The organism is Maricaulis sp. ABE4_448, from assembly GCF_056160825.1.
Window position 1 is genome coordinate 488,319 of sequence record NZ_JBSWXX010000003.1, and the last position, 22,812, is coordinate 511,130.

The 22,812-nt window shown below is 63.6% G+C and carries 23 protein-coding genes and 1 tRNA gene; 13 read left to right on the forward strand and 11 right to left on the reverse strand.

The features are described from left to right. Window position 1 precedes the first annotated feature (1 nt). Together ACXAJV_RS11390 and ACXAJV_RS11395 are read right to left on the reverse strand one after the other, a co-directional pair. Window positions 2-1,147, reverse strand: a complete 1,146-nt coding sequence (locus ACXAJV_RS11390) for a D-alanyl-D-alanine carboxypeptidase family protein (RefSeq protein ID WP_475085400.1) — start codon at window positions 1,145-1,147, stop codon at window positions 2-4. 99 nt (window positions 1,148-1,246) lie between these two features. Then, on the reverse strand, window positions 1,247-2,119 hold the full coding sequence (locus tag ACXAJV_RS11395; RefSeq protein WP_475085402.1) for a septal ring lytic transglycosylase RlpA family protein: 873 nt from the start codon (window positions 2,117-2,119) through the stop codon (window positions 1,247-1,249). Window positions 2,120-2,323: 204 nt separating this feature from the next. Here ACXAJV_RS11395 and ACXAJV_RS11400 point away from each other — a divergent pair. Next, window positions 2,324-2,411, forward strand: a tRNA-Ser gene (locus ACXAJV_RS11400). A gap of 134 nt (window positions 2,412-2,545) precedes the next feature. On the opposite strand, the gene ACXAJV_RS11405 is transcribed toward ACXAJV_RS11400, so the two are convergent. Continuing rightward, on the reverse strand, window positions 2,546-3,298 hold the full coding sequence (locus ACXAJV_RS11405) for a siderophore-interacting protein (protein ID WP_475085403.1): 753 nt from the start codon (window positions 3,296-3,298) through the stop codon (window positions 2,546-2,548). 190 nt (window positions 3,299-3,488) lie between these two features. On the opposite strand from ACXAJV_RS11405, the gene ACXAJV_RS11410 reads away from it, so the two are divergent. Then, window positions 3,489-3,617, forward strand: coding sequence for an entericidin A/B family lipoprotein (locus ACXAJV_RS11410; RefSeq protein WP_475085404.1), 129 nt, complete (start codon window positions 3,489-3,491; stop codon window positions 3,615-3,617). A 112-nt stretch (window positions 3,618-3,729) separates the two neighbouring features. Then, window positions 3,730-3,858, forward strand: coding sequence for an entericidin A/B family lipoprotein (locus ACXAJV_RS11415; protein WP_271186615.1), 129 nt, complete (start codon window positions 3,730-3,732; stop codon window positions 3,856-3,858). Between the two features lie 9 nt (window positions 3,859-3,867). On the opposite strand, the gene ACXAJV_RS11420 is transcribed toward ACXAJV_RS11415, so the two are convergent. From ACXAJV_RS11420 to ACXAJV_RS11435, 4 genes are read right to left on the reverse strand one after another with little or no spacing between them, the layout of a single operon-like run. Continuing rightward, a complete protein-coding gene (locus tag ACXAJV_RS11420) occupies window positions 3,868-4,260 on the reverse strand; it encodes a GFA family protein (RefSeq protein WP_475085406.1) in 393 nt (130 codons plus the stop codon). Beyond that, the gene (locus ACXAJV_RS11425) at window positions 4,253-5,743 is read right to left on the reverse strand and encodes a RimK family protein (RefSeq protein ID WP_475085407.1); all 1,491 of its coding nucleotides are present in this window, start codon (window positions 5,741-5,743) and stop codon (window positions 4,253-4,255) included. Before ACXAJV_RS11425 ends, ACXAJV_RS11420 begins: the two co-directional genes overlap by 8 nt. Next, window positions 5,740-6,222 (reverse strand): GNAT family N-acetyltransferase, encoded by a 483-nt coding sequence (locus tag ACXAJV_RS11430; protein WP_475085408.1) that lies wholly within the window; start codon window positions 6,220-6,222, stop codon window positions 5,740-5,742. The genes ACXAJV_RS11425 and ACXAJV_RS11430 overlap by 4 nt, the downstream gene beginning before the upstream one ends. Further along, window positions 6,210-7,754, reverse strand: a complete 1,545-nt coding sequence (locus tag ACXAJV_RS11435; protein WP_475085409.1) for a GNAT family N-acetyltransferase — start codon at window positions 7,752-7,754, stop codon at window positions 6,210-6,212. The genes ACXAJV_RS11430 and ACXAJV_RS11435 overlap by 13 nt, the downstream gene beginning before the upstream one ends. Window positions 7,755-7,932: 178 nt before the next feature. Here ACXAJV_RS11435 and msrP point away from each other — a divergent pair, with 178 nt between their 5' ends. After that, on the forward strand, window positions 7,933-8,946 hold the full coding sequence (gene msrP, locus ACXAJV_RS11440; protein WP_475085410.1) for a protein-methionine-sulfoxide reductase catalytic subunit MsrP: 1,014 nt from the start codon (window positions 7,933-7,935) through the stop codon (window positions 8,944-8,946). Window positions 8,947-8,949: 3 nt separating this feature from the next. Then, window positions 8,950-9,624, forward strand: coding sequence for a protein-methionine-sulfoxide reductase heme-binding subunit MsrQ (locus ACXAJV_RS11445; protein ID WP_475085412.1), 675 nt, complete (start codon window positions 8,950-8,952; stop codon window positions 9,622-9,624). Here the strand turns inward: ACXAJV_RS11445 and ACXAJV_RS11450 are convergent. Further along, window positions 9,567-10,049 carry a hypothetical protein gene (locus tag ACXAJV_RS11450; protein ID WP_475085414.1) on the reverse strand — a complete coding sequence of 161 codons (483 nt, stop codon included), beginning with the start codon at window positions 10,047-10,049 and terminating at the stop codon, window positions 9,567-9,569. The two genes, ACXAJV_RS11445 and ACXAJV_RS11450, sit on opposite strands and share 58 nt — an antisense overlap. A 119-nt stretch (window positions 10,050-10,168) precedes the next feature. Between ACXAJV_RS11450 and ACXAJV_RS11455 the strand changes: the two genes are divergently transcribed. From ACXAJV_RS11455 to ACXAJV_RS11470, 4 genes are all read left to right on the forward strand, one after another. Continuing rightward, window positions 10,169-11,302 (forward strand): M14 family metallopeptidase, encoded by a 1,134-nt coding sequence (locus tag ACXAJV_RS11455; RefSeq protein ID WP_475085415.1) that lies wholly within the window; start codon window positions 10,169-10,171, stop codon window positions 11,300-11,302. Next, complete coding sequence (locus ACXAJV_RS11460) at window positions 11,299-11,754, forward strand: YaiI/YqxD family protein (RefSeq protein ID WP_475085416.1); 456 nt, start codon at window positions 11,299-11,301, stop codon at window positions 11,752-11,754. Before ACXAJV_RS11455 ends, ACXAJV_RS11460 begins: the two co-directional genes overlap by 4 nt. A 73-nt stretch (window positions 11,755-11,827) precedes the next feature. Continuing rightward, window positions 11,828-13,723, forward strand: a complete 1,896-nt coding sequence (locus ACXAJV_RS11465) for a M2 family metallopeptidase (RefSeq protein ID WP_475085418.1) — start codon at window positions 11,828-11,830, stop codon at window positions 13,721-13,723. Window positions 13,724-13,888: 165 nt separating this feature from the next. Then, window positions 13,889-14,815, forward strand: a complete 927-nt coding sequence (locus ACXAJV_RS11470) for a peptidase (protein WP_475085419.1) — start codon at window positions 13,889-13,891, stop codon at window positions 14,813-14,815. A 55-nt stretch (window positions 14,816-14,870) separates the two neighbouring features. Here the strand turns inward: ACXAJV_RS11470 and ACXAJV_RS11475 are convergent, their stop codons facing one another. Further along, complete coding sequence (locus ACXAJV_RS11475; protein ID WP_475085421.1) at window positions 14,871-15,458, reverse strand: HupE/UreJ family protein; 588 nt, start codon at window positions 15,456-15,458, stop codon at window positions 14,871-14,873. A gap of 152 nt (window positions 15,459-15,610) precedes the next feature. Here ACXAJV_RS11475 and kynA point away from each other — a divergent pair, with 152 nt between their 5' ends. Both kynA and kynU read left to right on the forward strand, forming a co-directional pair. Beyond that, window positions 15,611-16,459 (forward strand): tryptophan 2,3-dioxygenase, encoded by an 849-nt coding sequence (gene kynA, locus ACXAJV_RS11480; protein ID WP_475085422.1) that lies wholly within the window; start codon window positions 15,611-15,613, stop codon window positions 16,457-16,459. Window positions 16,460-16,477: 18 nt separating this feature from the next. Beyond that, a complete protein-coding gene (kynU, locus tag ACXAJV_RS11485) occupies window positions 16,478-17,713 on the forward strand; it encodes a kynureninase (RefSeq protein WP_475085424.1) in 1,236 nt (411 codons plus the stop codon). Window positions 17,714-17,769: 56 nt separating this feature from the next. On the opposite strand, the gene ACXAJV_RS11490 is transcribed toward kynU, so the two are convergent. Continuing rightward, entirely contained in the window at window positions 17,770-18,858 is a 1,089-nt protein-coding gene (locus ACXAJV_RS11490; RefSeq protein ID WP_475085426.1) for a DUF2855 family protein, read from the reverse strand. Between the two features lie 161 nt (window positions 18,859-19,019). On the opposite strand from ACXAJV_RS11490, the gene ACXAJV_RS11495 reads away from it, so the two are divergent. After that, the gene (locus ACXAJV_RS11495; protein WP_475085427.1) at window positions 19,020-20,399 is read left to right on the forward strand and encodes an L-serine ammonia-lyase; all 1,380 of its coding nucleotides are present in this window, start codon (window positions 19,020-19,022) and stop codon (window positions 20,397-20,399) included. Between the two features lie 280 nt (window positions 20,400-20,679). Continuing rightward, complete coding sequence (locus ACXAJV_RS11500) at window positions 20,680-21,369, forward strand: DUF4386 domain-containing protein (RefSeq protein WP_475085428.1); 690 nt, start codon at window positions 20,680-20,682, stop codon at window positions 21,367-21,369. Window positions 21,370-21,739: 370 nt separating this feature from the next. Here the strand turns inward: ACXAJV_RS11500 and ACXAJV_RS11505 are convergent, their stop codons facing one another. Then, window positions 21,740-22,804, reverse strand: coding sequence for an efflux RND transporter periplasmic adaptor subunit (locus tag ACXAJV_RS11505; RefSeq protein WP_475085430.1), 1,065 nt, complete (start codon window positions 22,802-22,804; stop codon window positions 21,740-21,742). Between the last annotated feature and the right edge of the window lie 8 nt (window positions 22,805-22,812).

Genomic DNA, 22,812 nt, shown 5'->3' on the forward strand with positions numbered 1-22,812 from the left:
ATCAGCCCCGGATCATGTGAACAAGTGCGGCGCCGATACGGCCCATGAGCCCCTTGCGGGAAACGTCATTCGCTGCGACCAGCGGAAAGTCCTGCGGCTCCATGCCGGGCGCTTCGACGATCAACGTGGCGATAACATCGCCTTCCGCGATCGGCGCGGAAACGGGACCGTCATAGTTCACCGAAACCGTCATGTCGCGGCGGGCGCGGCGATGCAGGCCGACCGCAATATCCTCGTCGACACGCAGCGCGACGGTGGACGCCGTGCCCATGAAGACTTCGGCTTCATGCTCAACCGTGTCACCGGCAGCAAAAAGATCGTAGACGCCGTAATCGGCGAGCGCCGCGCGCATCATGCGCTCGGCCTCGGCAGCGCGGGCCGCATTCGAGTCCATGCCGTTGAACACGATAATACGGCGTTCTCCATCGCGTTCGGCAGACCCCACCAGCCCGTAGCCGCTGTCTTCCGTATGGCCGGTCTTCAAACCGTCAGCGCCCGAAAACACGCCCAATAGCGGGTTGCGATTGTACTGACGGATGCCGTTATAGGTGAATTCCCGCTCGGCCCAGATGCCATAGAAATCCGGATGATCGCGGATCAGGATTTGGGCGATGCGGGCAAGATCTTCCGCGCTGACCATATGATCCGGATCGGGCCAGCCCGTGGAATTGGCAAAGTGCGCATTTTCCAGACCCAGCTCGCGCGCCCGGTCGGTCATCATGTCGGCGAAGGCCGGCTCGCTGCCACCGATCGCCTCGGCCAGAACAATGCAGGCATCATTGCCGGACTGGATGATAACACCGCGCAGCAGGTCCTCGACCCGCGCCCGGCTGTTCACGTCCAGGAACATGGTCGACGACCCCGAAGCCGCGCCCCCGCGGCGCCAGGCTTCTTCGGACACGGGCAATTCATCGTCCAGCGACAGTGACCCCGCTTCGATCGCTTCCAGCGTCATCAGGACGGTCATCATCTTGGACATGGAGGCCGGCGGCATGGGCTCGTCACCATTTTTCGAGAACAGGATTGTCCCGGTCTCGAAATCCATGATCACCGCATGGCTGGCATCGGTCTCATAGGTGTTCTGGGCGACGGCCGGCGCGGCGGCAACCGGAATGGCGAGAAGAAGAATCGCGAGAAGACTGCGCACGGAGGAACTCCCTGGCCGGAATCAGATGGGGCGGCTTGGCAACAGGAAGCATCAAAGCGCGGCAAGACCATGGCGTCCAGCGTCACGGACGCAGCAGGCTCAGTCGAGGGCGACGATCCGGGCGCCGAACACCCCCCAATCAGCCAAGGTCGCCCGCGCAGCATCGGCGCCGCTGCGATCGGCCCAGCGTCCGAAAAAGACCCGATATATCGGGCCATGGTCGGACTGGCCGGGCTCGACCCACACCTCGCCCGCTCCGGCGACGCGCTGGACCAGCCGATCGGCATTGTCAGCATCGCTGAAAGCGCCGAGCTGCAGCGTCACATCCCCTCCGGCGCGGACCGGAGCGTCCTCAGCAGCAGCCACGGTCTGCGTGGGGGCCGGACTGGATGGTTGCCCAGCGGGAACTGCAGCAGGCACCCCGGCAACCCGGACATTGCGCTGTGGCGGCGGCGCATCGGGATGGGCCGGGCCGAGATAGCGGACCCGTACCCGGGCAAGGCCCGAACCGACATAATCCAGCTCGGTTGCCGCGGCCCGTGACAAGTCGATAATCCGGTCATCGACGAAGGGGCCGCGATCATTGACGCGAACGATGATGCTGCGCCCGTTCTCCAGATTGGTGACCTCAGCGATTGAGGGAATCGGGAGGGTCGTGTGCGCGGCAGTCATCGCGTACTGGTCGAAGACTTCCCCATTAGCCGTTGGTCTTCCATGGAAATTCGGACCATACCAGGATGCTATTCCGGTGCGATCATAGCGATCATCCCGCTGCGGGCGATAGGTCCGGCTTCCCACGCGATAGGGGTTGCCGACCTTCTGGTGACCGCTGTCTGTCGCAATCAGTCCTGCCACATCGATATCGACCGGCGTCGCCGTCCCGCTCGTCTGTGGCGGTGTAGACGGTACCGAGGCCGGATAGCTGGAATAGCGTTCGGGCGAGGATGCGCACGCAGCGAGCGTGGCAGTCACGAGACCAACAAGAGCAAGAGACAGTCTGGACAAGGCTGAACCGGATTTGCGTTGACGACACTGTAGCGAGACTATCCCGGATTGGTGAAGGGAGGGTAACCCTGTTTCATGTCGAGACCATGCTGAAACGGGTTGGCTGACCTGCGCTGAATTCTGCATCCACACTTGCACCAGCGACCATATCGCCGTTATCTGCGCGTGACCGGAGGGGTGGCAGAGTGGTCGATTGCGGCGGTCTTGAAAACCGTTGAACCGCGAGGTTCCGGGGGTTCGAATCCCTCCCCCTCCGCCACCGGGTCCAAATCCCTGTCGCTATCCTTCAAGACCGGCCGGACCGCAAGGCACCCGGGTCGAGCTGCGAGCCGCGGCGAAGCCGGAAGCCTGTGATGTGCGTTCCCACTGTCAGGCTAGGCTGGTGTGGGTCGACTAGACAGCGAGCGCGTCCGCGTCGGCGCGCTTGACCGCCTTGTGTTCATCCTCGACGAGACCGCGCTTCCAGTAGCTCGAGATATAGAGTTCCGACGGCCCCAATCCGCGCTCGTCACGCAGATAGCCGCGCAGGCGGCGCATAAGGTCGAACTCGCTGGCACACCAGCCATAAACCTGTCCGGTTGGCCAGGGAATGGCTCGAATTGCGCTCTCGAAAAGATGCGGGCTGGTGCCTGGCTGTGCATTGACCAGCCAACGGATGTTGAATCCGGGTGGATGATCGATTGCCTGCCGGTCGGCTTCGCTTTGAATCTCGATGACCGCCTGCCCTGACGCCTCCCGGGGAAGCGCTTCCAGATTGACCGCAATGGCCGGCAGGGCCGTCATGTCCCCCGCCACGACGTAATATTCTGCATCCGGCGGAAGCGGCTTGGCCGGTCCCGGACCGCCAACAAGGACCTGCTCGCCCGGGCGAACATTCTGGGCCCAGCTCACCGCAGGGCCGCCCTCTCCGCCGGCGCCGTGCAGGGCGAAGTCGATATCGAGTGCGTTCTCGTGATGATGCCGGATGGTATAGGTCCGGACAGCGGTGCGGCCGTCGGACGGCAGCATGAGTTTTACATATCCGCCAGCCTGGCTGGCCGGAAAGCGCTGCAAGGCCGCACCTCCCAGAGAAACACGGTGCATGTTGGGCGTCACACGCTGCGAGGACAGCACATCGAATATCTGGGGGGCAGGTCTGGGTTTCATGACCTCTCATATGAGGTGGCTTTTGCGACTTACAAGCATTTGCATGTCAGCCATGAGCACAATTTCGCAGGTCTTGTGGGCTACGGGGTAAGATCGAGGTCTTGCCGCGCGTTCACGCTCGCCTTCACCGGCTTCCCAAGCGGCCCGCACGTGCTAATCTCCAGGAGTGTTCCAAAAAGGAAATCTCCCAGTGAAAAAGCTTGCTGCCGGCGTCCTGATCGCCCTGACTACCCTCTCGCTTGCTGCCTGCAACACGATCCGCGGGATCGGGCAGGATGTCGAACGCGCCGGTGAGGCCGTGCAAGACGCGTCAAGCTAGGCTGTTTGGGCAGACCCTGAATTTTTTTCGCAAGTTTCAGGACAGGGTGCGGAACCCTTTCCTGCACTTATGCGTATCTCCTGCACATGTTCTGCAAATGGAGATTGTTGCGATGAAAAACCTTGTGATCGGCCTTCTTCTTGCCCTGACCACGCTTTCGCTGGCCGCCTGCAACACGGTCCGCGGTGCCGGACAGGATGTCGAGGACGCGGGTGAAGCCGTCCAGGACGCCGCGGATTGATAAGCCGCGCTAGTCCAGGAAATTCCAGCTGTCAGCGCCGTCAAACTGCCGGACCCGAAGATGTGCAATCTGTTCAGGGTCCGACATGGCGGCGTTGACGGCCATGCGCGTCTCCTCCGAGCTTTGATCTCCGGCCCCTGCAGACAGGTTCTCCCAATGCGTCGTGCAACCGCAATGCCGGCATGACACGAATGCGAGCGTTGCCTCGCCATGCGTGTAGCGGATCCTGTCGGCAGGGTTTCCGTGCAGCTCGATCTCGGCCTGGCTCGCATGCGCCCAGATCGCGCCGCTGCGCCGGCAATACGAACAATTGCAACGCGTCAGCCATTGCGGCTCGGTGTTCAGGGTCCAGCCCAGGCGCCCGCAATGACAATGACCGTCGTAAGGCACAGCTTCAGGCACCCGCGTCCCGCGCAGCCTGCCCCGGTGCACCGCCGATACGGCGCTCCAACCGGTCCGCGAACCAGCTGATGATGGATTGCCAGAGCGCATCCTTGAGCACCAAGCCTTCCACCTCCGCGTCGAGATTGGGATTGTCATTGACCTCGATGACAAAGACGCCGCGATCATTCTGCTTGAGGTCGATGCCATAAAGCCCCTGCCCGATCATACGGGCAGCTTTCACCGCGACATCAATGACCTCGGCCGGAGCATCTTCCACGGCGACCGTTTCCGAACCACCTTCGGTGACCTTGCCGCCCTCGCCATGCTTGATGATCTGCCAATGGCCCCGCGCCATCTTGTACTTGCACGCATAGAGCGGCTTTCCGTCCAGTACACCGACGCGCCAGTCATAGGCGGTGGGCATGTATTCCTGGGCGATGATCAGGGCGGTGTCCTTGAACAGCGCCTTTGCGCGTTCCTTCAGTTCGGCTTCGCTGGCGACCTTGTGAACCGAGCGGCTGAAGGATCCATCCGGCGCCTTGAGCACGACCGGACTGCCCAACCGCTCGATCAACCCGTCCAGGGACTGGTTCTCGTCCAACACTTCGGTGCGTGGACACGGTACACCGCCCAGCTCCATCAGCTCCTTCAGGAAGACCTTGTTGGTGCACCGGATCATCGAGGCCGTGTCATCGATGACCGGCATGCCTTCCTGTTCCGCGCGTCGTGCGAACCGGTAGGTGTAGTTGTCGATGGCCGTCGTCGCGCGGATAAAGAGCGCGTCGTACTCCGCGAGGCTGGACAGGTCGTTGGGACCGATGGGGGCAACTTCAACCCCCATTTTCGCAGCAACCGCTGCGAGGCGTTTCAGAGAGGCCGGGCTCGAGGGCGGCAGGGCTTCCTTGGGATCGGCAAGAACAGCCAGAGACCAGCGCGCCGGCACACGGTCCTTCTGGGCCGTCCAGGCTCGTCCCGTGTGGGCGTCCAGGCTTTCCAGGAAAAAGCTGCGCGCCTCGCCCTTCAGCGTGTTGGGCGGCACAGGACGAATACGTTCGATCCGGCCGCCCGGGTTGACGCTCACTTCAAGGACGGGAACCCGGAACCAGTCGAACAGCAGCCGCCCGAACCGTTTCAGTCCCGGTTCACGCACACGGCCGAAAGCCACAAGGAGCGGAACGGCCGGCATAGTCCGCCCTTCAATCTCTCGCGCCAATGCCGCATCGAGTTCCGGCAGTGCCTGGGCGTAGAGCGTCTTGCGCGACAGCTCGACCATGGACTGGGCCGTTGGCACGATCCGGTGCCCGCGTGCCTCGGCCAGTAGCGATGCATAATAGCCGTTGGACTGGTAGGCATAGGAACGGGCGAGATTGATGATGTTGGGACGGCGCGACATGAAGAGACGCGGGTTCGCCAGATAGTCCCGCACACGCAGAACCTTGTGCGGCGTTTCGTGCTGCGCCACGTCGGTGGCGTGTTCGACGAGAATGAGCCAGTCGCTCACGAGATGCGTGTCTCCCGGGGCCGTGCCGGCTCCTGGGAATCAAGGAGCGCTTCGAGTTGCAGGGCCGCTTCGCCGTCCTCGTAATAGGCCGGACGCCGCTCACGCAAGCAAAATCCTTCGCGCTCATAGAGCCGGCGTGCAGCCAGATTGCTCTCCCTGACCTCAAGGCGCAGTGCACGCAGCCCTTCACACAGAGCCAGCTTGCGCGCCGCGGCGATCAGCGCGCTTGCAGCCCCTCGCCCACGCGCGTCCGGATGGATCGCCAGGGAATAAATCCGCCCGGTGCGGCCGCCGCGCCGCAGGCTCAACGCCAGGTATCCGGCGCCTTCGTCTGCCAGGAAAAAACGGGTCCGCCCCCCCTTCAGCATCCGGGCGAGATTGCGCCGCGCAAAGCGGTCACGATCGAAGCTGGCGGCTTCGATCGCATCGATAGCCAGAAGGTCGCCCGGACCGGCTTCGCGGACGGCTACCGCTTCCATCGAATGGCGTAGAGGTCGAAGCGGCGATCGCGCAGATTGCGGACGGTGCCTTCCTGGCGCGCCCAGTCGAGATCGGTGAGATCGAGATCGGCAATCGACACCGTTTCGACATTCTCCGAGCATTCCTCGGCGATCCCGTCACGGGCAAAGTTGAAGTCGCAAGGGGTGAGAATGCAGGACTTGGCGTACTGGATGTCCATGTTTTCCACACCCGGCAGATTTCCGACATTGCCGGACATCACGACATAGCACTGGTTTTCGATGGCCCGAGCCTGGGAACAGTAGCGCACCCGCATATAGCCCTGCCGGTTATCGGTGCAGAACGGCACGAAGAAGATTTTGGCGCCCTCATCCGCCAGCTTGCGGGCGAGCTCGGGGAACTCGCTATCATAGCAGATCAGGATGCCCACCGGGCCGCAATCGGTCTGGATCGTGCCGATTTGGTCGCCGCCCTTGATATTCCACCAGTGACGCTCCGACGGTGTCGGGTGGATCTTCTCCTGGGCGTGAACAGAACCGTCGCGCAGGAAGACATAGGCGACGTTCTGGATGTCGCCATCATCCGTGCGGGTCGGATGCGAGCCGCCGATGATGTTGATATTGTAGCTGATCGCCATCTGCCGCATTTCCTCGACAAAGCGCGGCGTATATTCCGTGAGCCGCTCGATCGACTGGGCATGTGTCAGACGCGTCTCCTCCAGCGCAAGAAGCTGAAGGGTGAACAGTTCGGGGAAGACGACGAAGTCTGATCGATAATCCGAGGTCACCGAGACGAAATACTCGATATTGCCGATGAATTCCTCGAAGCTGGACACGCGCCGCTGCTGGAACTGAACCGTGGCAACGCGCACCACATCCTTCGAGCCTGGCGGTGCGCTGTCGCTCTTGGTCTGCTCGATCGCATAGGGATTGCGCCAGACCATGTGGGTGGCAAAGCCGCCCGACTCCCGGTCCGACGGCAGATAGGCCTTCAGCACACCGATCGGCTCGAACCCCATACGGGTCTGGAAGCGGATCACCGGGTCGGCAACCTCCTGGGCCATCACGGCGGCGAGATAGGCCCGGGGCGTCGAATACTGCTTGCGGCGCCGTTTCCAGTGCGGCATCCGGCCGCCGAACACGATGCCCTTCAGCTCCATCCGCTCGGCCAGTTCGCGCCGGGCATCGTAGAGGCGCTGGCCGATACGCAGGCGCCGGCGGTCCGGATCGACACAGATTTCCATGCCGTAGAGCCAGTCGCCCTTCGGATTGTGCCGCGAGGCATAGCCATTCCCCGTGATCGCGTCCCATGTGTGCGGAGACAGCGCAGCGGCTTCGTCGATGATGAAGCTGGCGGCATAGCCGACGACTTCGCCCTCATATTCGACGACGACCTGACCTTCGGGGAAGTTGATGAGCTGCCCCTGGATCTCACTTTCCGAATAGGCCCCCATCACAGGATAGACCTTCCCGGACAGGGCGACGATACCGGGAATGTCCTGCAAGGTGGCATTGCGGACATTGAGAGCGGAGCGGGATGTGTGGCGGGGCATGGGACCGTTCGATCTGTTGTCTGCATCACCTGGTCTCAAGCCGGTGCCGGCGTCAAGCCATCCGGCATTCAGGCTGCACGGCGGCCTGACATCCTCATCACGATCGCGTGGACCGGGAAGACGCGGCGCGTTTGCGCCCTATCATCAAGGTCAACAAAGCTAGTTATGGACCGAAGCCATGTTTTTCTATCGCAAGCCCAAACCCTGGCAGGGGCAAGAAGCGGACGTGACGCCGCGCGCGCTCTACATCAACCGGCGCCAGATCATGGCGGCCGGTGGCGCCGCTGCCGTGACCGGCCTGGTGGGTTGCGGCGGCTCGGAGACTGAAGCCTCCACGCGCGCTGCGACCACGGCTTCCAACGCTGCCGTAGTCCGTCAGCCGGCCCCGGCTTCAGGCGGTCTGCAATATGCCGAGAGTGGCTACAGCCTTCCCGATCCGCTCACCCCCGTCGATGCCGTCACCGGCTACAATAATTTCTACGAGTTCGGCGTCGACAAGTCGGACCCTGCCCGCCACGCGCACCAGATGTCGGTCGATCCCTGGTCCATCGAGGTCGACGGGCATGCCGGCCGGACGGGCCGTTTCGCGCTCGAGGACGTCGTTGACTTCGGCGCTCTGGAGGAGCGCATCTACCGGCTGCGCTGTGTCGAGGCCTGGTCGATGGTGATCCCCTGGATCGGCGTACCGCTTGCCAGCGTGCTGCAGCAGTTCGAACCCACCTCGGACGCGCGCTATGTCGCCTTCGAAACCCATCTCGACCGGCGCGAGATGCGCGGTACGCGTTTCCCGGTTCTGGACTGGCCCTATGTCGAAGGTCTGCGCATGGATGAGGCGATGAACGAGCTCGCCTTCCTGGCGGTCGGTCTCTACGGCGATGTCCTGCCCAACCAGAATGGCGCTCCGGTACGGCTCGTCGTGCCGTGGAAGTATGGCTACAAGTCGATCAAGTCGATCACCCGGATCAGCTTTGTCTCCCGGCAGCCGGAAACCGCCTGGAACAAGGCCGCGCCCAACGAGTACGGCTTCTATTCCAACGTCAATCCGAACCGCGCCCACCCACGCTGGAGCCAGCAGAGCGAGCGCGTGATCGGCGGCAATCTGTTCAATCGCCGCGAAACGGAGATGTTCAACGGCTATTCCGAACAGGTCGCGCATCTCTATGCCGGCATGGATCTGATCGAGAATCACTGAGCCATGGCGAAGAGTGCCATTCTGCGCAGTTTCGGCCGTCACGGGCTGAAACCCCTCACCTTCTGGCTGCTCGCCCTGCCCGGGCTCTGGCTCGGCTGGCAATGGGCGATGCTGCTCAACGGTCAGCCGCACGCCCTCGGCTTCAACCCGATCGAGACGACGCACCGTTTCCTGGGCGATACGGCGTTGCGGATCCTCCTGATCTCGCTGGCCGTAACGCCGTTCCGGGATATCACGCGCTGGCTGCCCGTCATGAAGGTGCGCCGACGCATCGGGCTGGCGGCATTCTGGTATGCCCTGCTCCACGTTGCGGCGTATCTGGGACTCGACCTCCTGATCGCGGCGAATATGAGCGTTGCCGGCATGTTTGCGGGCCTGTGGGAAGACGTCGCCAAGCGGATCTACATCACGCTGGGCATGGTCGCCTTTGTCGGCCTTATCCCGCTGGCCATCACCTCGTTCAACGCCATGGTGCGATGGCTGGGCGCCCGGCGCTGGCAGCAGCTGCACTGGGCGATCTATCCCATCGCGCTCCTGGCCGTGCTGCACCACGGTTTCATGGAAAAGGGCAATCAGCCGATGCCCTGGATCCATGGCGGCATTCTGGCCTTGCTGCTGGGCTACCGGCTGGTACGCAGTGCCCGCAGCAGATCGCGGCCCAGCCCCGCGGCCTCGTGACGGTTGATCACCAGCAAGGCAAGACAGGACAGCCAGACCAGGCAGGCGGCCACGAAAAGGCCGCCACCATCATTGTTCGGATCAATGCCCAGCGGGGTGAACAGATGGAAATTCACCGCGCCTGTCATGATGGCGAGACCGAGAAGACTGCCCAGCGCCTGCAGGCGCTTCAGCCCCGGCAGGAAACCGGTGAGCAGAAGCGCGGAAGCAACGAGCTCGGCCGAACCGATGACGTATTGGCTGAACAGTCCGGTATGGCCGAACAGGCCCGCCGCGCCCCAGCTGGCCGCCCAATCGTCGAGCAGGCCGAAGATCACCTGCGTCTCCGCAGCGTCGGTAAATTTATAGCGCAGCGAATCGAGAAAAATTGCGCTGACGAAAAGCGGCAGTCCGATCGTGATGATCCGCCAGATCCAGGTCTTCATGCAGGCCTCCAGCCTCTTGGCGAACCGGCACATGCCGCCGCCCCATATCTCGGACGGGCATTATGGGCTATCCCCCTCACAAGCCAGTCACCCTTTCGCGAGCTGCCGGAGACGACCCTATGAGCCTTCACATCACCGACGCTTTCGACAGCGGCAATATCGAGGTTCTCGATGCCGCCGATCCTCAACGCATCCGTCTGGAAATCCGCAAGGATCACGGCTCGGACTTCTATCAATGGTTCCACTTCCGGGTGACCGGCGCACGCGGCTCGGCATTGTCCATGGCGATCGAGAATGCCGGCGGGGCCGCCTATCTGGAAGGCTGGCCGGACTATCGTGCCTGCGCTTCCTATGACCGGGAGACTTGGTTCCGGATCGATACCGATTATTCCGACGGTGTCCTGACGCTGCACCATACGCCTGAGTGCGACACGGTCTGGTATGCCTATTTCGCGCCCTACTCGATGGAGCGCCACCAGAACCTCATTGCCTGGGCGCAAACCCATGTCGATGTCGATCTCGAAGTCCTCGGCGAGACCCTTGACGGTCAGGCGATGGACCTCCTGCGCGTCGGCGCGCCGGGCAGCGGCAAGCGCACGATCTGGGTCACGGCCCGCCAGCACCCCGGCGAGACCATGGCGGAATGGTGGATGGAAGGATTTCTCGGGCGCCTGCTCGATGATGAAGACCCGGTTGCCCGTGTCCTGCGGGACCGCGCTGTTTTCCACATTGTTCCGAATATGAACCCGGATGGCAGCAAACGCGGGCACCTGCGCACCAATGCCAAGGGCGTTAATCTCAATCGCGAATGGGACAAGGCCAGCGTCGAGAACTCGCCAGAGGTCTTCCACGTGCTCAACCGCATGCGCGAGACCGGGATCGACCTCGCCCTCGATGTCCATGGCGACGAGGCCCTGCCCTATAACTTCATCGCCGGCGGTGAAGGCGCGCCGAATTTCGACGCCAAGGGCCAGGAATTGCTGGACGCTTACAAGGCGGCGCTGAAGACGGCGAGCCCGGACTTCCAGACCGCGCACGGTTATGCCGTCGACGCGCCGGGAACCGCCAACCTGTCCGTCTGTACCAATTATCTGGCGAACGAATTCCGCTGCCTGGCGATGACGCTGGAGATGCCGTTCAAGGACAATGCCGACTTGCCCGACAGCGAGCATGGCTGGTCGCCGGAGCGCTGCCGCAAGCTGGGCGCGGCCAATCTCGACGCCATGCTGGCCCTGGTGGATCGCCTGCGGTGACCATTTACGTCGATGCCGATGCCTGTCCGGTGAAGGACGAGATCATCCGGGTCGGTGAACGCCACCGCACCGAAATGCTCTTCGTCTGCGATGGCGGGCTGCGCCGGCCCAACTCCCAATGGGCGCGGTTGGTGATCGTCAATGAAGGCCTCGACGCCGCCGACAACTGGATCGCCGAACAGATCGGTCCGGGCGATGTCTTCGTGACCGCCGACATCCCCCTGGCCGACCGTTGCATCAAGGCGGGTGCCATCGGGATCGATCCGCGCGGCAAGCTCTGGACCGTAGACAATATCGGTGCCTCTTTGGCGACGCGGAACCTGATGAGCGATCTGCGCGAAGCGGGAACCGTAACCAGCGGCGCCCGGCCCTTCGGAACGAAGGACCGGTCGGCCTTTCTCGACGGTATGGAGCGCGTCATGCAGCAGGCCGGCTCGGCGCGCGGCGCTTGACCCGCAAGCCGATAAGTCGAGGATGGGCGCGGGTAAGCAAATCGCCCGTTCAGGGCGTGAAGGGGAGAGACCAATGAGAGCACTACTGGGCGGCGTCGCGATCGGCGCCATTCTGGCCGGCGCCGGCGTTTATTATTTCGCACCGGGCTTCGGCTCCGTGCCGGATGCCAGCGAACCGGCTGCAAGCGAAACCGGCAACGCGGCCTCCGGTGCCGGGGGCGCTGAGACCGGCGAAGTGACCATCGCCGACGCCGAAGCCTTCCTGGCCGAGACCGAGGCAGATATGCGCGAGTTCGGCGAATTCGCCTCGCGCACGGCCTGGGTCCAGAACAATTTCATCACCTACGACACCAACTGGCTGCTCGAACGCATGTCGACACAGGCCACGGAAATGTCCGTCGCCGCGGCGGGTGAGACCGCCCGCTATGCCGACCTCGACCTGCCCGAGACCATGGCGCGGAAGATGAACTTCCTGCGCGCCGGCATCACCCTGCCCGCCCCGGCTGACAGCGCGGCTGCGGCGCGCCTGTCCGAGCTGACGACGCGCATGGGCTCGTCCTATTCGTCCGGCCTGATGGAAATCGACGGCGAGATGGTCGATCACAACGAGCTGGAAAACATCATGCGGACCAGCCGCGACCCGGAATTCCTGGCACATGTCTGGGATGGGTGGCGCCGCGCCTATGATCCTGAGCAGATGTCGACGGACTATGCCGAGATGGTCGAGATCGCCAATCAGGGTGCCCGTGACCTGGGCTTCGACAATCTCGCCCAGATGTGGCTGTCGAACTACGATATGCCGGCTGACGAGATGGAAGCGGAAGTCGAGCGTCTGTGGGGCCAGGTGGAGCCGCTTTATCAGCAGCTGCACTGCCATGTCCGCTCCAATCTCAACGATCTCTATGGCGACGAGATCCAGGCGGCTGAAGGCCCGATCCGGGCCGATCTTCTGGGCAATATGTGGGCCCAGTCCTGGGCATCGCTCAGCGATGTGGCCTCGGTCAGCGACAGCGGTCCGGCCTATAATCTCGACGACCTGCTCGTCGAGGCCGGCTATGACCAGCACCAGATGGTCGAGACCGCCGAAAGCTTCTTCACCTCGCTGGGCATGGAGCCGCTGCCGGACACGTTCTGGGATCGCTCGCTGATCACCCAGCCGCGTGACCGCCAGGTGGCCTGTCACGCCTCGGCCTGGAACATGGATTACGAAGACGATCTGCGCATCAAGATGTGCACGCGCATCAATGGCGACGACTTCGTCACCGTGCACCATGAGCTCGGTCACAATTTCTACCAGCGCGCCTATAACGAACAGGATGTCCTGTTCCAGACCGGCGCCCATGACGGTTTCCACGAAGCGATCGGTGATTTCATCGCGCTCTCCGTGACGCCGGAATACCTGGTGCAGATCGGTCTGCTCGACGAGGCCGACATGCCGGACGAAAGCGCCGACCTGTCGCTGCTGATGGATACGGCGCTCGACAAGATCGCCTTCCTGCCCTTCGCCGTGATGATGGATCAGTGGCGCTGGCAGGTCCTGCGCGGCGAGATCACGCCGGAAGAGTATAATGAGCAGTGGTGGGCGCTGCGCGAGAGCTATCAGGGCATTGTGCCGCCGGTCGACCGGCCGGGCGACGCCTTCGATCCGGGCTCGAAATATCACATTGCGAACAATGTTCCGTACCTGCGGTATTTCCTGAGCTTCATCATGCAGTTCCAATTCCACGAAGCCGCCTGCGACATGGCCGGTTGGGAAGGCCCGCTGCACCGCTGCTCAATCTATGGAAACGAGGAAGTCGGCGCACGCTTCAATGCGATGATGGAAATGGGCGCGTCCCAGCCCTGGCCGGACGCACTGGAAGCCTTCACCGGCACCCGGGAAATGGATGGCTCGGCCATCATCTCCTACTTCCAGCCGCTGATGCAGCATCTGGAAGAAGAGAATGCCGACCGCAATTGCGGCTGGTAGACTCCGCTTCATTGCAAATCGGAAAAGGCGGTCCTTCGGGGCCGCCTTTTTCTCATCCGGGAGGCAATTTCACAGATCGGCAAATTGTCGAAGCAGGCCATTCTGCAATTGCCGCGTGCAGGCGTTGCGGCTTACCCTGTCACAGCAGCAGACAGGGGGTTGCTCATGTTCCAGGATTTCCTTCGTCCGGCCGCCGCCGGCCTTGCCGCAGCGCTCTTCCTTGCGCCGGTGGTATCAGCCCAGGACTATTCGCTTCAGCCGTCCTTCGGCTCGATCAACCTGTCCTCCGGCTTTCTTCCTGACCCGTATGTGCGGCGTCTGACCGCCGGCGGATCGATCCGGGCGCAGAACCGGTTTTCCAACTGCCGCGGCTATATCGCCAATGCACCGGACTTTTCGCTCTACTACACGGCCGGCTCGCAGGACCTTTTCATCAATGTCGACTCCGAAGCCGACACCACGCTGGTGGTGAACGGTCCGGACGGGCGCTGGTATTGCGACGATGATGGCGCGGACGCCCCCTTTAACCCCCTCCTCCATTGGCAGAGACCCCAATCGGGCCGCTACGACATCTGGGTCGGCACCTATTCGACGGGATCGGGTGTTCCGGCCACCCTGTTCATTTCAGAACTCGGCGAAGCCACCGTGCGTGGCGGGCTCAACATGCAGAGCGCCAGCGGCGTCGATATCTCGGCACCGGCCCGCTACAATGTCACCGTGAATGGCGGCTTCCTGCCGGATCCGGAACAGATCCACCTGCAGGCGGGTGGCAATATCCGCGCGGCCGATGCAATCTCCAGCCAGTGCCGCGGCTATGTCGATTACGCGCCGACGGTCCAGCTGACCTATAACGGCTCGGGCACGCTGCACATCTACACGCACGGCAGCGCAGACACGACCCTGGCGATCAACGCTCCGGACGGTCAGTGGTTCTGCAATGATGACGCGATCGGCACGGATGCCGGCATCAGCTTCACGGCCGGTACGCGCGGCGTTTACGACATCTATGTCGGGACCTATAGTTCCAGCCGGGCGGATACCACGCTGCGGATTTCGGAAATTCGGCTCGGCTACGCGCCGGGCGGGAAATAGCGCCGTCTTTCAGGCGATCGGAAGGGCGGCCAGGCGGTCGCCCTTTTCATTTACGCTAGCCGCCGAGAAGCGTCCGCTCCAGCGTCCACCAGAGCGCGATCAGGGCGATGCCGATCGACACGATCCGGACGAGCCAGGGATACCAGGTCGTGTCGCGGAAGCGGTGCAGCGCGAGCCAGCAGCCGAGCACAATCGTCAACTGCCCCAATTCCACACCGGCATTGAAGCTCAAGAGGGCCGGCACCAGTTGCCCGGCGGGCAGGCCGAGTTCGGAAAGTACGCCGGCAAAGCCGAGCCCGTGGAAGAGACCGAAAACAAAGACGATCATCGGCCGCCAGCGGGTCATGTCCTTGAAGACGAGATTTTCCACCGCGACGAAGGCGATCGACAGGGCGATGATCGGTTCGACGATCGAGCCCGGCAGTGTGACCAGGCCCAGCGTTGCCAGACCGAGTGTCAGCGTATGGGCAACGGTGAAGGCCGAGATCTGCCAGACCAGCGGCTTGAGACGGGTCGAGGCGAAGAACAGCGCCAGCACAAACAGGATATGGTCCAGCCCCTTGGGCAGGATGTGCGTGTAGCCGAGCTGCAGATAGAGCCCGATCACGTCCCACACGGTCTGTTCGCTGACTTCGGCAAGCATGCTGTCTCCCCCTCATGATGCGCGCAGACGCTAGCCACACCCGCCGCCCGCTTCAAGCGCGGCTCGCGGTTGGCCGCGAAGCAGGCTAGACCGGGACAATACAAACAAGACGGCGGCCCGATCCGCCCGAACCGATCCGCGGGAGAGGCAGAATGAGCGAGCAATTCTCGTCCAGCGTGGACGTGTCCGGCGAGAACATCCACTGGGACTTCAAGGACGCCATGTCCTATGGCGGCTATCTGGGGCTGGAACGGCTCCTCACCTCGCAGAAATGCCAGACCGAAGAGCATGACGAGATGCTGTTCATCGTCATCCACCAGGTCGGCGAGCTGTGGATGAAGCTGGTCCTGCACGAGACCGAGGGCGGTATCGCCCATCTGCGGCGTGACGAGATCGGGCCGGCGCTGAAGATGTTTGCTCGCGTCAGCCGCATCCAGGAACAGCTGATCCACGCCTGGGACGTGCTCTCCACCATGACCCCGGCCGACTATCTCGCCTTCCGCGACGCGCTGGGTCAGAGCTCGGGTTTCCAGTCCTTTCAGTACCGCACGCTGGAATACCGGCTGGGCAACAAGAATGCCGCCCTCGCCCGCGTGCACAAGGATAATCCGCCGGCCCACAAGATGGTGACGCGGGCGCTGGAACTTCCCAGCCTGTGGGACGAGACCCTGCGCCTGCTCGCCCGCCGCGGCTATGCCATTCCGGCTGAACTGGTCGAGCGTGACTGGACCCAGCCCTATGCACCGTCCGAAGCGGTCGAGGATGTCTGGCGCACCATCTATCGCGACAGCGAGACCCATTGGGAAGCCTATGAGCTGGGCGAAAAACTGGTCGATCTGGAGCACAAATTCCAGCAATGGCGCTTCAACCACATGAAGACGGTCGAGCGCATTATCGGCTATCGCAAGGGCACCGGCGGCACGTCGGGTGTGTCCTATCTCGTCAAAGCGCTGGATCTGCGCTTCTTCCCGGAAATCTGGACCGTGCGCACCACGCTCTGAAGCTTCACGAGGCCTCGCATGAAAACGCTCGAAGACGTCCGCGCCCTTGATGCCGCCGATCCGCTGCGCGGTTTCCGCGACCTGTTCGACCTGCCCGAGGGTGTGATCTATCTGGACGGCAATTCGCTGGGGGCCCGGCCAAAGACGGCCGCGGCGCGGATGGCCGATGTGGTCGAACGCGAATGGGGCCAGGATCTGATCCGCTCCTGGAACACCAATCACTGGATGGACATGCCGCGCCGGCTGGGCGGCAAGGTGGCTCCGCTGATCGGGGCGAAGCCGGAGGAAGTCGTTGTTGCCGATTCGACGTCCATCAATATTTTCAAGGCCCTGTCGGCCTGTATTCAATTGCGGCCCGAACGGCCCGTCATCCTGTCCGAGACCGGGAATTTCCCGACCAATGTCTACATGATGCAGGGTCTGGCCGCGGCCTCCGGCGGCCGGGTCGAGCACAGGCTGGTTGCCACCGAAGAGCTGGTCGATGCGCTCGACGAGACGGTCGCAGCGCTGCTGATCACCCAGGCCCACTACAAGACCGGCTATCTGCACGATATGCAGGCAATCACGCGCGCGGCCCAGGACAAGGGTGTGCTGGTGATCTGGGATCTGTGCCACTCGGCCGGCGCCCTGCCGATCGACCTGAATGCCTGCAATGCCGATTTCGCGGTCGGCTGCGGCTATAAATATCTCAATGGCGGACCGGGTGCCCCGGCCTTCATTTTCGTCGCGGAGCGTCACCAGGACCGTGTCATGCCGGTGCTCAGCGGCTGGCTGGGCCATGCACGGCCGTTTGATTTCAGTGACATATATGAGCCAGCCCCCGGCATAGACCGGTTCAGATGTTCCTCGCCGAGCATCCTCGCAATGGCCTCACTGGAGTGCGGTCTGGACATCTTTGCGGATACACAGATGACCCATATCCGCACCAAATCTGTTGCATTGTGTGACCTTTTCATCGAGCAGGTCGAGGCTCGCCTGGCCGGGCACGGCTTCACACTGGCCAGTCCGCGCGATGCCGCAATCCGCGGCAGCCAGGTCTCCTTCACGCATGATCAGGGCTATCCGATCGTCCAGGCCCTGATCGATCGCGGTGTGATCGGCGATTACCGCGATCCGGGCATTATGCGTTTCGGCTTCACCCCGCTTTATGTCAGCCACGAGGATGTGTGGCAGGCCGTCGAAATTCTGCAGGATATCATGGCCACGCAGGCGTGGGATAAACCGCACTTCCACGCCCGCGCTGCCGTGACCTAGGCGGGGATAAACCGCCGTTTTCGCCGCGCCCGGCCACGGCAGATGCGTGTCCGCATCTACAACCGGATCACATGCCCGATGGCGGGGTTGCCGCCATTGGCCGCCAGATCCGTCATCACGGCCTGGGCACCGTCGAAACCGGTCCGCGTATCGACGCTGACCCAGCTGTCGCCGGCGCGGGCAAGATGGGCCAGGAAATGACTTTCCGCAGCGGCATAACGGCTGGCAAACCCGTCAGCGCCCCAATCCTTGTGCCGCTTGCGGATCTGGTCCGGCGCAAAGAAGAAGGCCGGGCGCGGACCGGGCAGGCCGTCGACCTGGCCGAAACCGCGATTATTCGTCGAACCGACGACACAATCATGCTTCAGCGCGTCGCCGAAATGCGTATGCACGGTCTCGCGTAATCCCTTGTCGCCGGAAAAGTCGACATAGGTGGTCTCAACACCCGGATCGAGCGTCGTGACCGCATCATAGCGGCAGACGGTTTCATAACATCCCAGCCCCGTTACATACGCTGTGTTGCGCGGCGATGTCAGACCGATCCGCGGCCCCGATTCGCTACCCAGGCAGAAGGCCGTGGCATAGGCGGTCTTGCTCGACGCGCTGGAAATGAGGGTTTGCCGGGCACCGAACAGACCCGCATCGCTGAGGAAGTCCGCCAGCAGGAAGGCCGTCATGAAGAGCGGCCGGTACAGCGCCTGAAAAGCCTCGCCGTCCGGCGTGTAGGACGGGTCGGCCTTGCAACGTGTGTACTGGTTATAGGCCGGCGGCAGGTCCCGGCGATGCTCGGCAGCATCGTGAAAGGCGCCATCGCTGATCCGGTCCGGCCGCATCGCAACCTGGCTGGCAATGGGGAAATAGCCATAGACCCGTTCGCCCGGCTCGAGACCGTCAACATTCGACGCGGTGATATCGGCATAGCCCCAGACCGGAACCTGGCCCCACCCCGCCTCGCCGGCCGGAAAGAACTCCCAATAGCGCATCGCATCGCCGAACAGGGCATAGGTGATATTATTCGTGGTCAGCGAGAAATGCTGTGGTGCCAGCACGATTTCGCCGGAGCCGGGTTGCAGCGGCGGACCGGTCACGATGCGCGAGCGGGCGGGGTCGGACCGGTCGGTCAGAAGGCGTGTGAGATCGGTCATGGCATCCTTTCCTGATTTGCATCCAGCATGCCACAGACCTGCCCGGCCTCAAGCGCATTGCGGCAGTGGCGAAACGGGCTTTCGCGCCGGTCGCGGGACGACTAGGGTCCGCCGCGCCCGATGGGGCAGAAGCCGTTCGCAGTACAGGGAGTTCAACCAGCATGCATTTCGGTGTCTTCGACCTGTTCAAGATCGGTGTCGGTCCGTCCAGCTCGCACACGGTCGGGCCGATGAAGGCGGCGAAGATCTTTGTCGAGCGCTGCCTGGCCGATGGCGCGTCTGTCGCGCGCCTGAAGACCGAGCTCTACGGCTCGCTGGCTCTGACCGGTCTGGGGCATGGCACCGATACGGCCGTGCTGCTGGGCCTCGAGGGCAGCGACCCGGCCAAGATCAATCCGGACACGATTCCGGACCGGCTGGCCCGCATCCGCAGCGAGAAGACGCTGAAACTGGCCAATGGCCGGCAAATCGCTTTCGAGGAAAAGGCCGATCTGGATTTCCGCGGCGATGTGCGCCTGCCCTTCCACTCCAACGCGCTGAAATTCTTTGCCTATGACCCGCACGGCGATGTCGTGCGCGAGGAGATCTGGTACTCGATCGGTGGCGGTTTCGTGATCGACGAGCACGAGGCCGGCCGCAATTCCGCCGCCGACGTCAAGGAGGGCGAACCCTTTCCCTTCAACTCCGCCGCGGAACTCCTGGAGATCGGCGAACGCGAGGGCCTGTCCATCCACCGCATTATGCTGGCGAACGAGCGCACCTTCCTGCCCGAGGACACGATCCGCGCCGGCATTGAAGGCCTGTGGCGCGCGATGGAGGATTGTATCGATCGCGGCCTCACCGAGGACGGCGTCCTGCCCGGCGGACTGGGCGTGAAGCGGCGCGCGCCCAAGATGCATCGCGATATCCTGGCCAATCCGGTCAGCCCGGAAAAGGACCCCCTCGCCCCGATGGACTGGATCAATCTGTGGGCGATGGCGGTGAACGAGGAAAACGCCGCCGGCGGCCGCGTCGTCACCGCGCCGACCAATGGCGCCGCCGGCATCATTCCGGCCGTCGCCCGCTATTTCGACAAGTATCACCGCGACCCGGATGACGAGGAAGCCCTGCAGCGCTTCTTCCTCACCGCCGCGGCGATCGGCTCGCTCTACAAGAAGAATGCCTCCATCTCCGGCGCCGAGGCCGGCTGCCAGGGCGAGGTCGGCGTGGCCTGTTCGATGGCGGCGGCGGCACTGGCCGCGGCCATGGGCGCCAATAATCACCAGATCGAGGACGCCGCCGAGATCGGCATGGAGCACAATCTGGGCCTGACCTGCGACCCGGTCGGCGGTCTGGTGCAGATCCCCTGTATCGAACGCAATGCCATCGGCGCCATCAAGGCGATCGACGCCGCCCGTCTCGCCCTGCGCGCCACCTCCGCCGACATGAAGGTCTCGCTCGACCAGGTCATCGAGACGATGCGCCAGACCGGCGAGGACATGCAGGAAAAGTACAAGGAGACCTCGAAAGGCGGTCTCGCGGTGAATGTGGTGGCGTGCTGACGAGCGCCCGCGCCCCCTTCTCCCCCGGGGAGAAGGTGCCCCGAAGGGGCGGATGAGGGGGAAAGCCGGGTGCTGGCGTTTCAATCGTGAAGGCCGGCGTTTCCCCCCTCTCCCTCGATCCCTCTCCCTTGGGGAGAGGGAGGAACGGGTTCAGCGCTCAGCGGGCGTTCCAGCCCCTATTTCGCCAATCGACATGACCGATTTCCAAATCGGCTAGACCATCTTTGCGCACTGGTGGAGGCTGGAGATCAGTGTCCACCTCTTGAACCGGAGCGTATTGATGACCCTTCGACTATCCGATGGCAGACTGGCCGGCCTGCTGTATCTCCTGCTCGTCCTGACCGGGATTTTCAGCCTGATCTATGTGCCCTCTCAGGTGAGCGACATGAACGATCCTGAGCGGATGCTGTCGCTGATCCGGGACAATCGTGCCCTGTTTGCCGCCGGGATCTGCGTCGGGCTGACGGCCTATGTGATCTATCTCGCCTTGCCGGTGGTGCTCTATCGCATCCTGGCGCCCCATGGCGCGACCGCGGCGCGGTTGATGGTGCTGTTTGCCCTGGCGAGTGTGCCAATGACCTTCCTGGCGCTGGGCGAGAAGCTGGCTTTGCTCGATCTGGCGGGCACTGACGGCGCCCTGGCTGCTGATGCAGGCGCGCAGGCGCTGGAGCGGATGGAGACCTATTTCCGCTACACGAATCTCGCCTCGATCTTCTGGGGCTTGTGGCTCTTCCCGCTGGGCTGGCTGGGCTGGCGCTCGGGCCTGCTGCCGCATGTCCTCGGCTTCCTGTTGATGTTCAGCTGTATCGGTTTCCTGGTCGAGTTTGCCGGCCCGCTTTTCATGAGCGGCTATTCGGACAGCCTCCTCAGCACGATTGCCGGCACACCGTCCTCCTTCGCCGAGATCGGCACCTGTCTGTGGCTGCTGATCATGGGCGAACCGAAGGCGTGGCGGCGGGAGGCCGCATAGCCGGGATAGCCGCTCCCCGACGCGGCGGAGCTCCCCCTTCTCCCTCCGGGAGAAGGGGCCCCGAAGGGGCGGATGAGGGGGAAAGCCGGGTGCTGGCGTGTTAATCGCGAAGGCCGGCGTTTCCCCCCTCTCCCTCGATCCCTCTCCCCGGGGAGAGGGAGGAAAGGGTTCAGCGCTTGCCGTTCTTTCTTCCCCACGCGAGTGGGGAAGTGGGCCCTCCGTAGCCTTGGCGAAGGAGGGGTCGAAGGGGCGCGGCCGCAGGCCGCGGACGAACCTCGACCCGGGGCCGGCATTCCGCCGCGTTCCGCGGCGGCCCCTCCCCCGTTTCACTGGTCCCCCTCCCCATGAAATGGGGAGGAAAGAAAGCCCCCTAAGCGTCCTCGCCGAGTTCCTGGACCGGGCGGCCGTCGCTCAATGTCTCTGCGCCGGAGACGACGACGCGCTGGCCGGCTTCCACTTCGCCGTCGATGGCGACATAGCCGCCTTCGCGCACACCGGCCACGACAGCGACCTGATGGGCGATGTCTTCGGCGTCGACGATGAAGACATGGCTGCCGTTGGCGCGCAGCACCACCGCGTCATAGGGCGCGGCGGCCTGCAGGCGCGGGGTTTCGGCCGGGAAGGCCGCGCGGGCGGCCGAACCGACAATCCAGTCCGAACCGGTCAGATCGATGCGCACTTCGAAGGTGCGTGAGACGGCATCGCCGACCGGGATGATGGCGCGGATCGGGGCGCGCTGGCTGGTGCCGTTGGCGAGCGACAGCGTGACCTCCTGGCCGACCTCCAGGAAGGGCGCGATGGCGACGGGCACCTGGGCGACGGCTTCCTTGTGTTCGATATCCACCAGGCGGACGATCTCGCGGCCCGGCGCGGAGATTTCCCCGGCCTGGATCAGGCGTTCCGCGACCCGGCCCGGAAAGGGCGCGATGATCTGCGTGCGTTCCAGTTCCAGCTCGGCGCGCATCACCGCGGCCCGGGCCTCGCGCAGGTCCTGGTCAGCCAGATCGCGGGCGAGTTCGACCTCGCGCAGCCGGTTGGCCGGCACGGTGCCATTGGCGGCCAGGCCTTCATAGCGCTCGGCCTCGGCGTTCTGGTAATTGGCGTTTGAGGCGGCGCGGGCCAGGCGGGCACGGGCCTCGTCGAGCTGGATGCGGGCCTGACGGTCGTCCAGCTGGGCGATCAGCCCGCCGGTCTCGATCATGTCGCCCGGCTCGGCCACGAAGGTGACCCGGCCGGAGGCTTCCGCGGCGATGCGGGCATCATTGCGCGCCATGACGCTGGCCGGTGTCATCACCGTGCGGGCCATGTCGCGCTCGACGATCTCGGCGGTGCGCACCACGGCCGGCGGCGGACCGTTCTGGGCCAGCACTGCGGCAGGCGCGGCGGCCAGGAGCGCGGCGGAGCCGGCAGCGAGGCAGATGAAGGATCGCAACATGTCGGGGC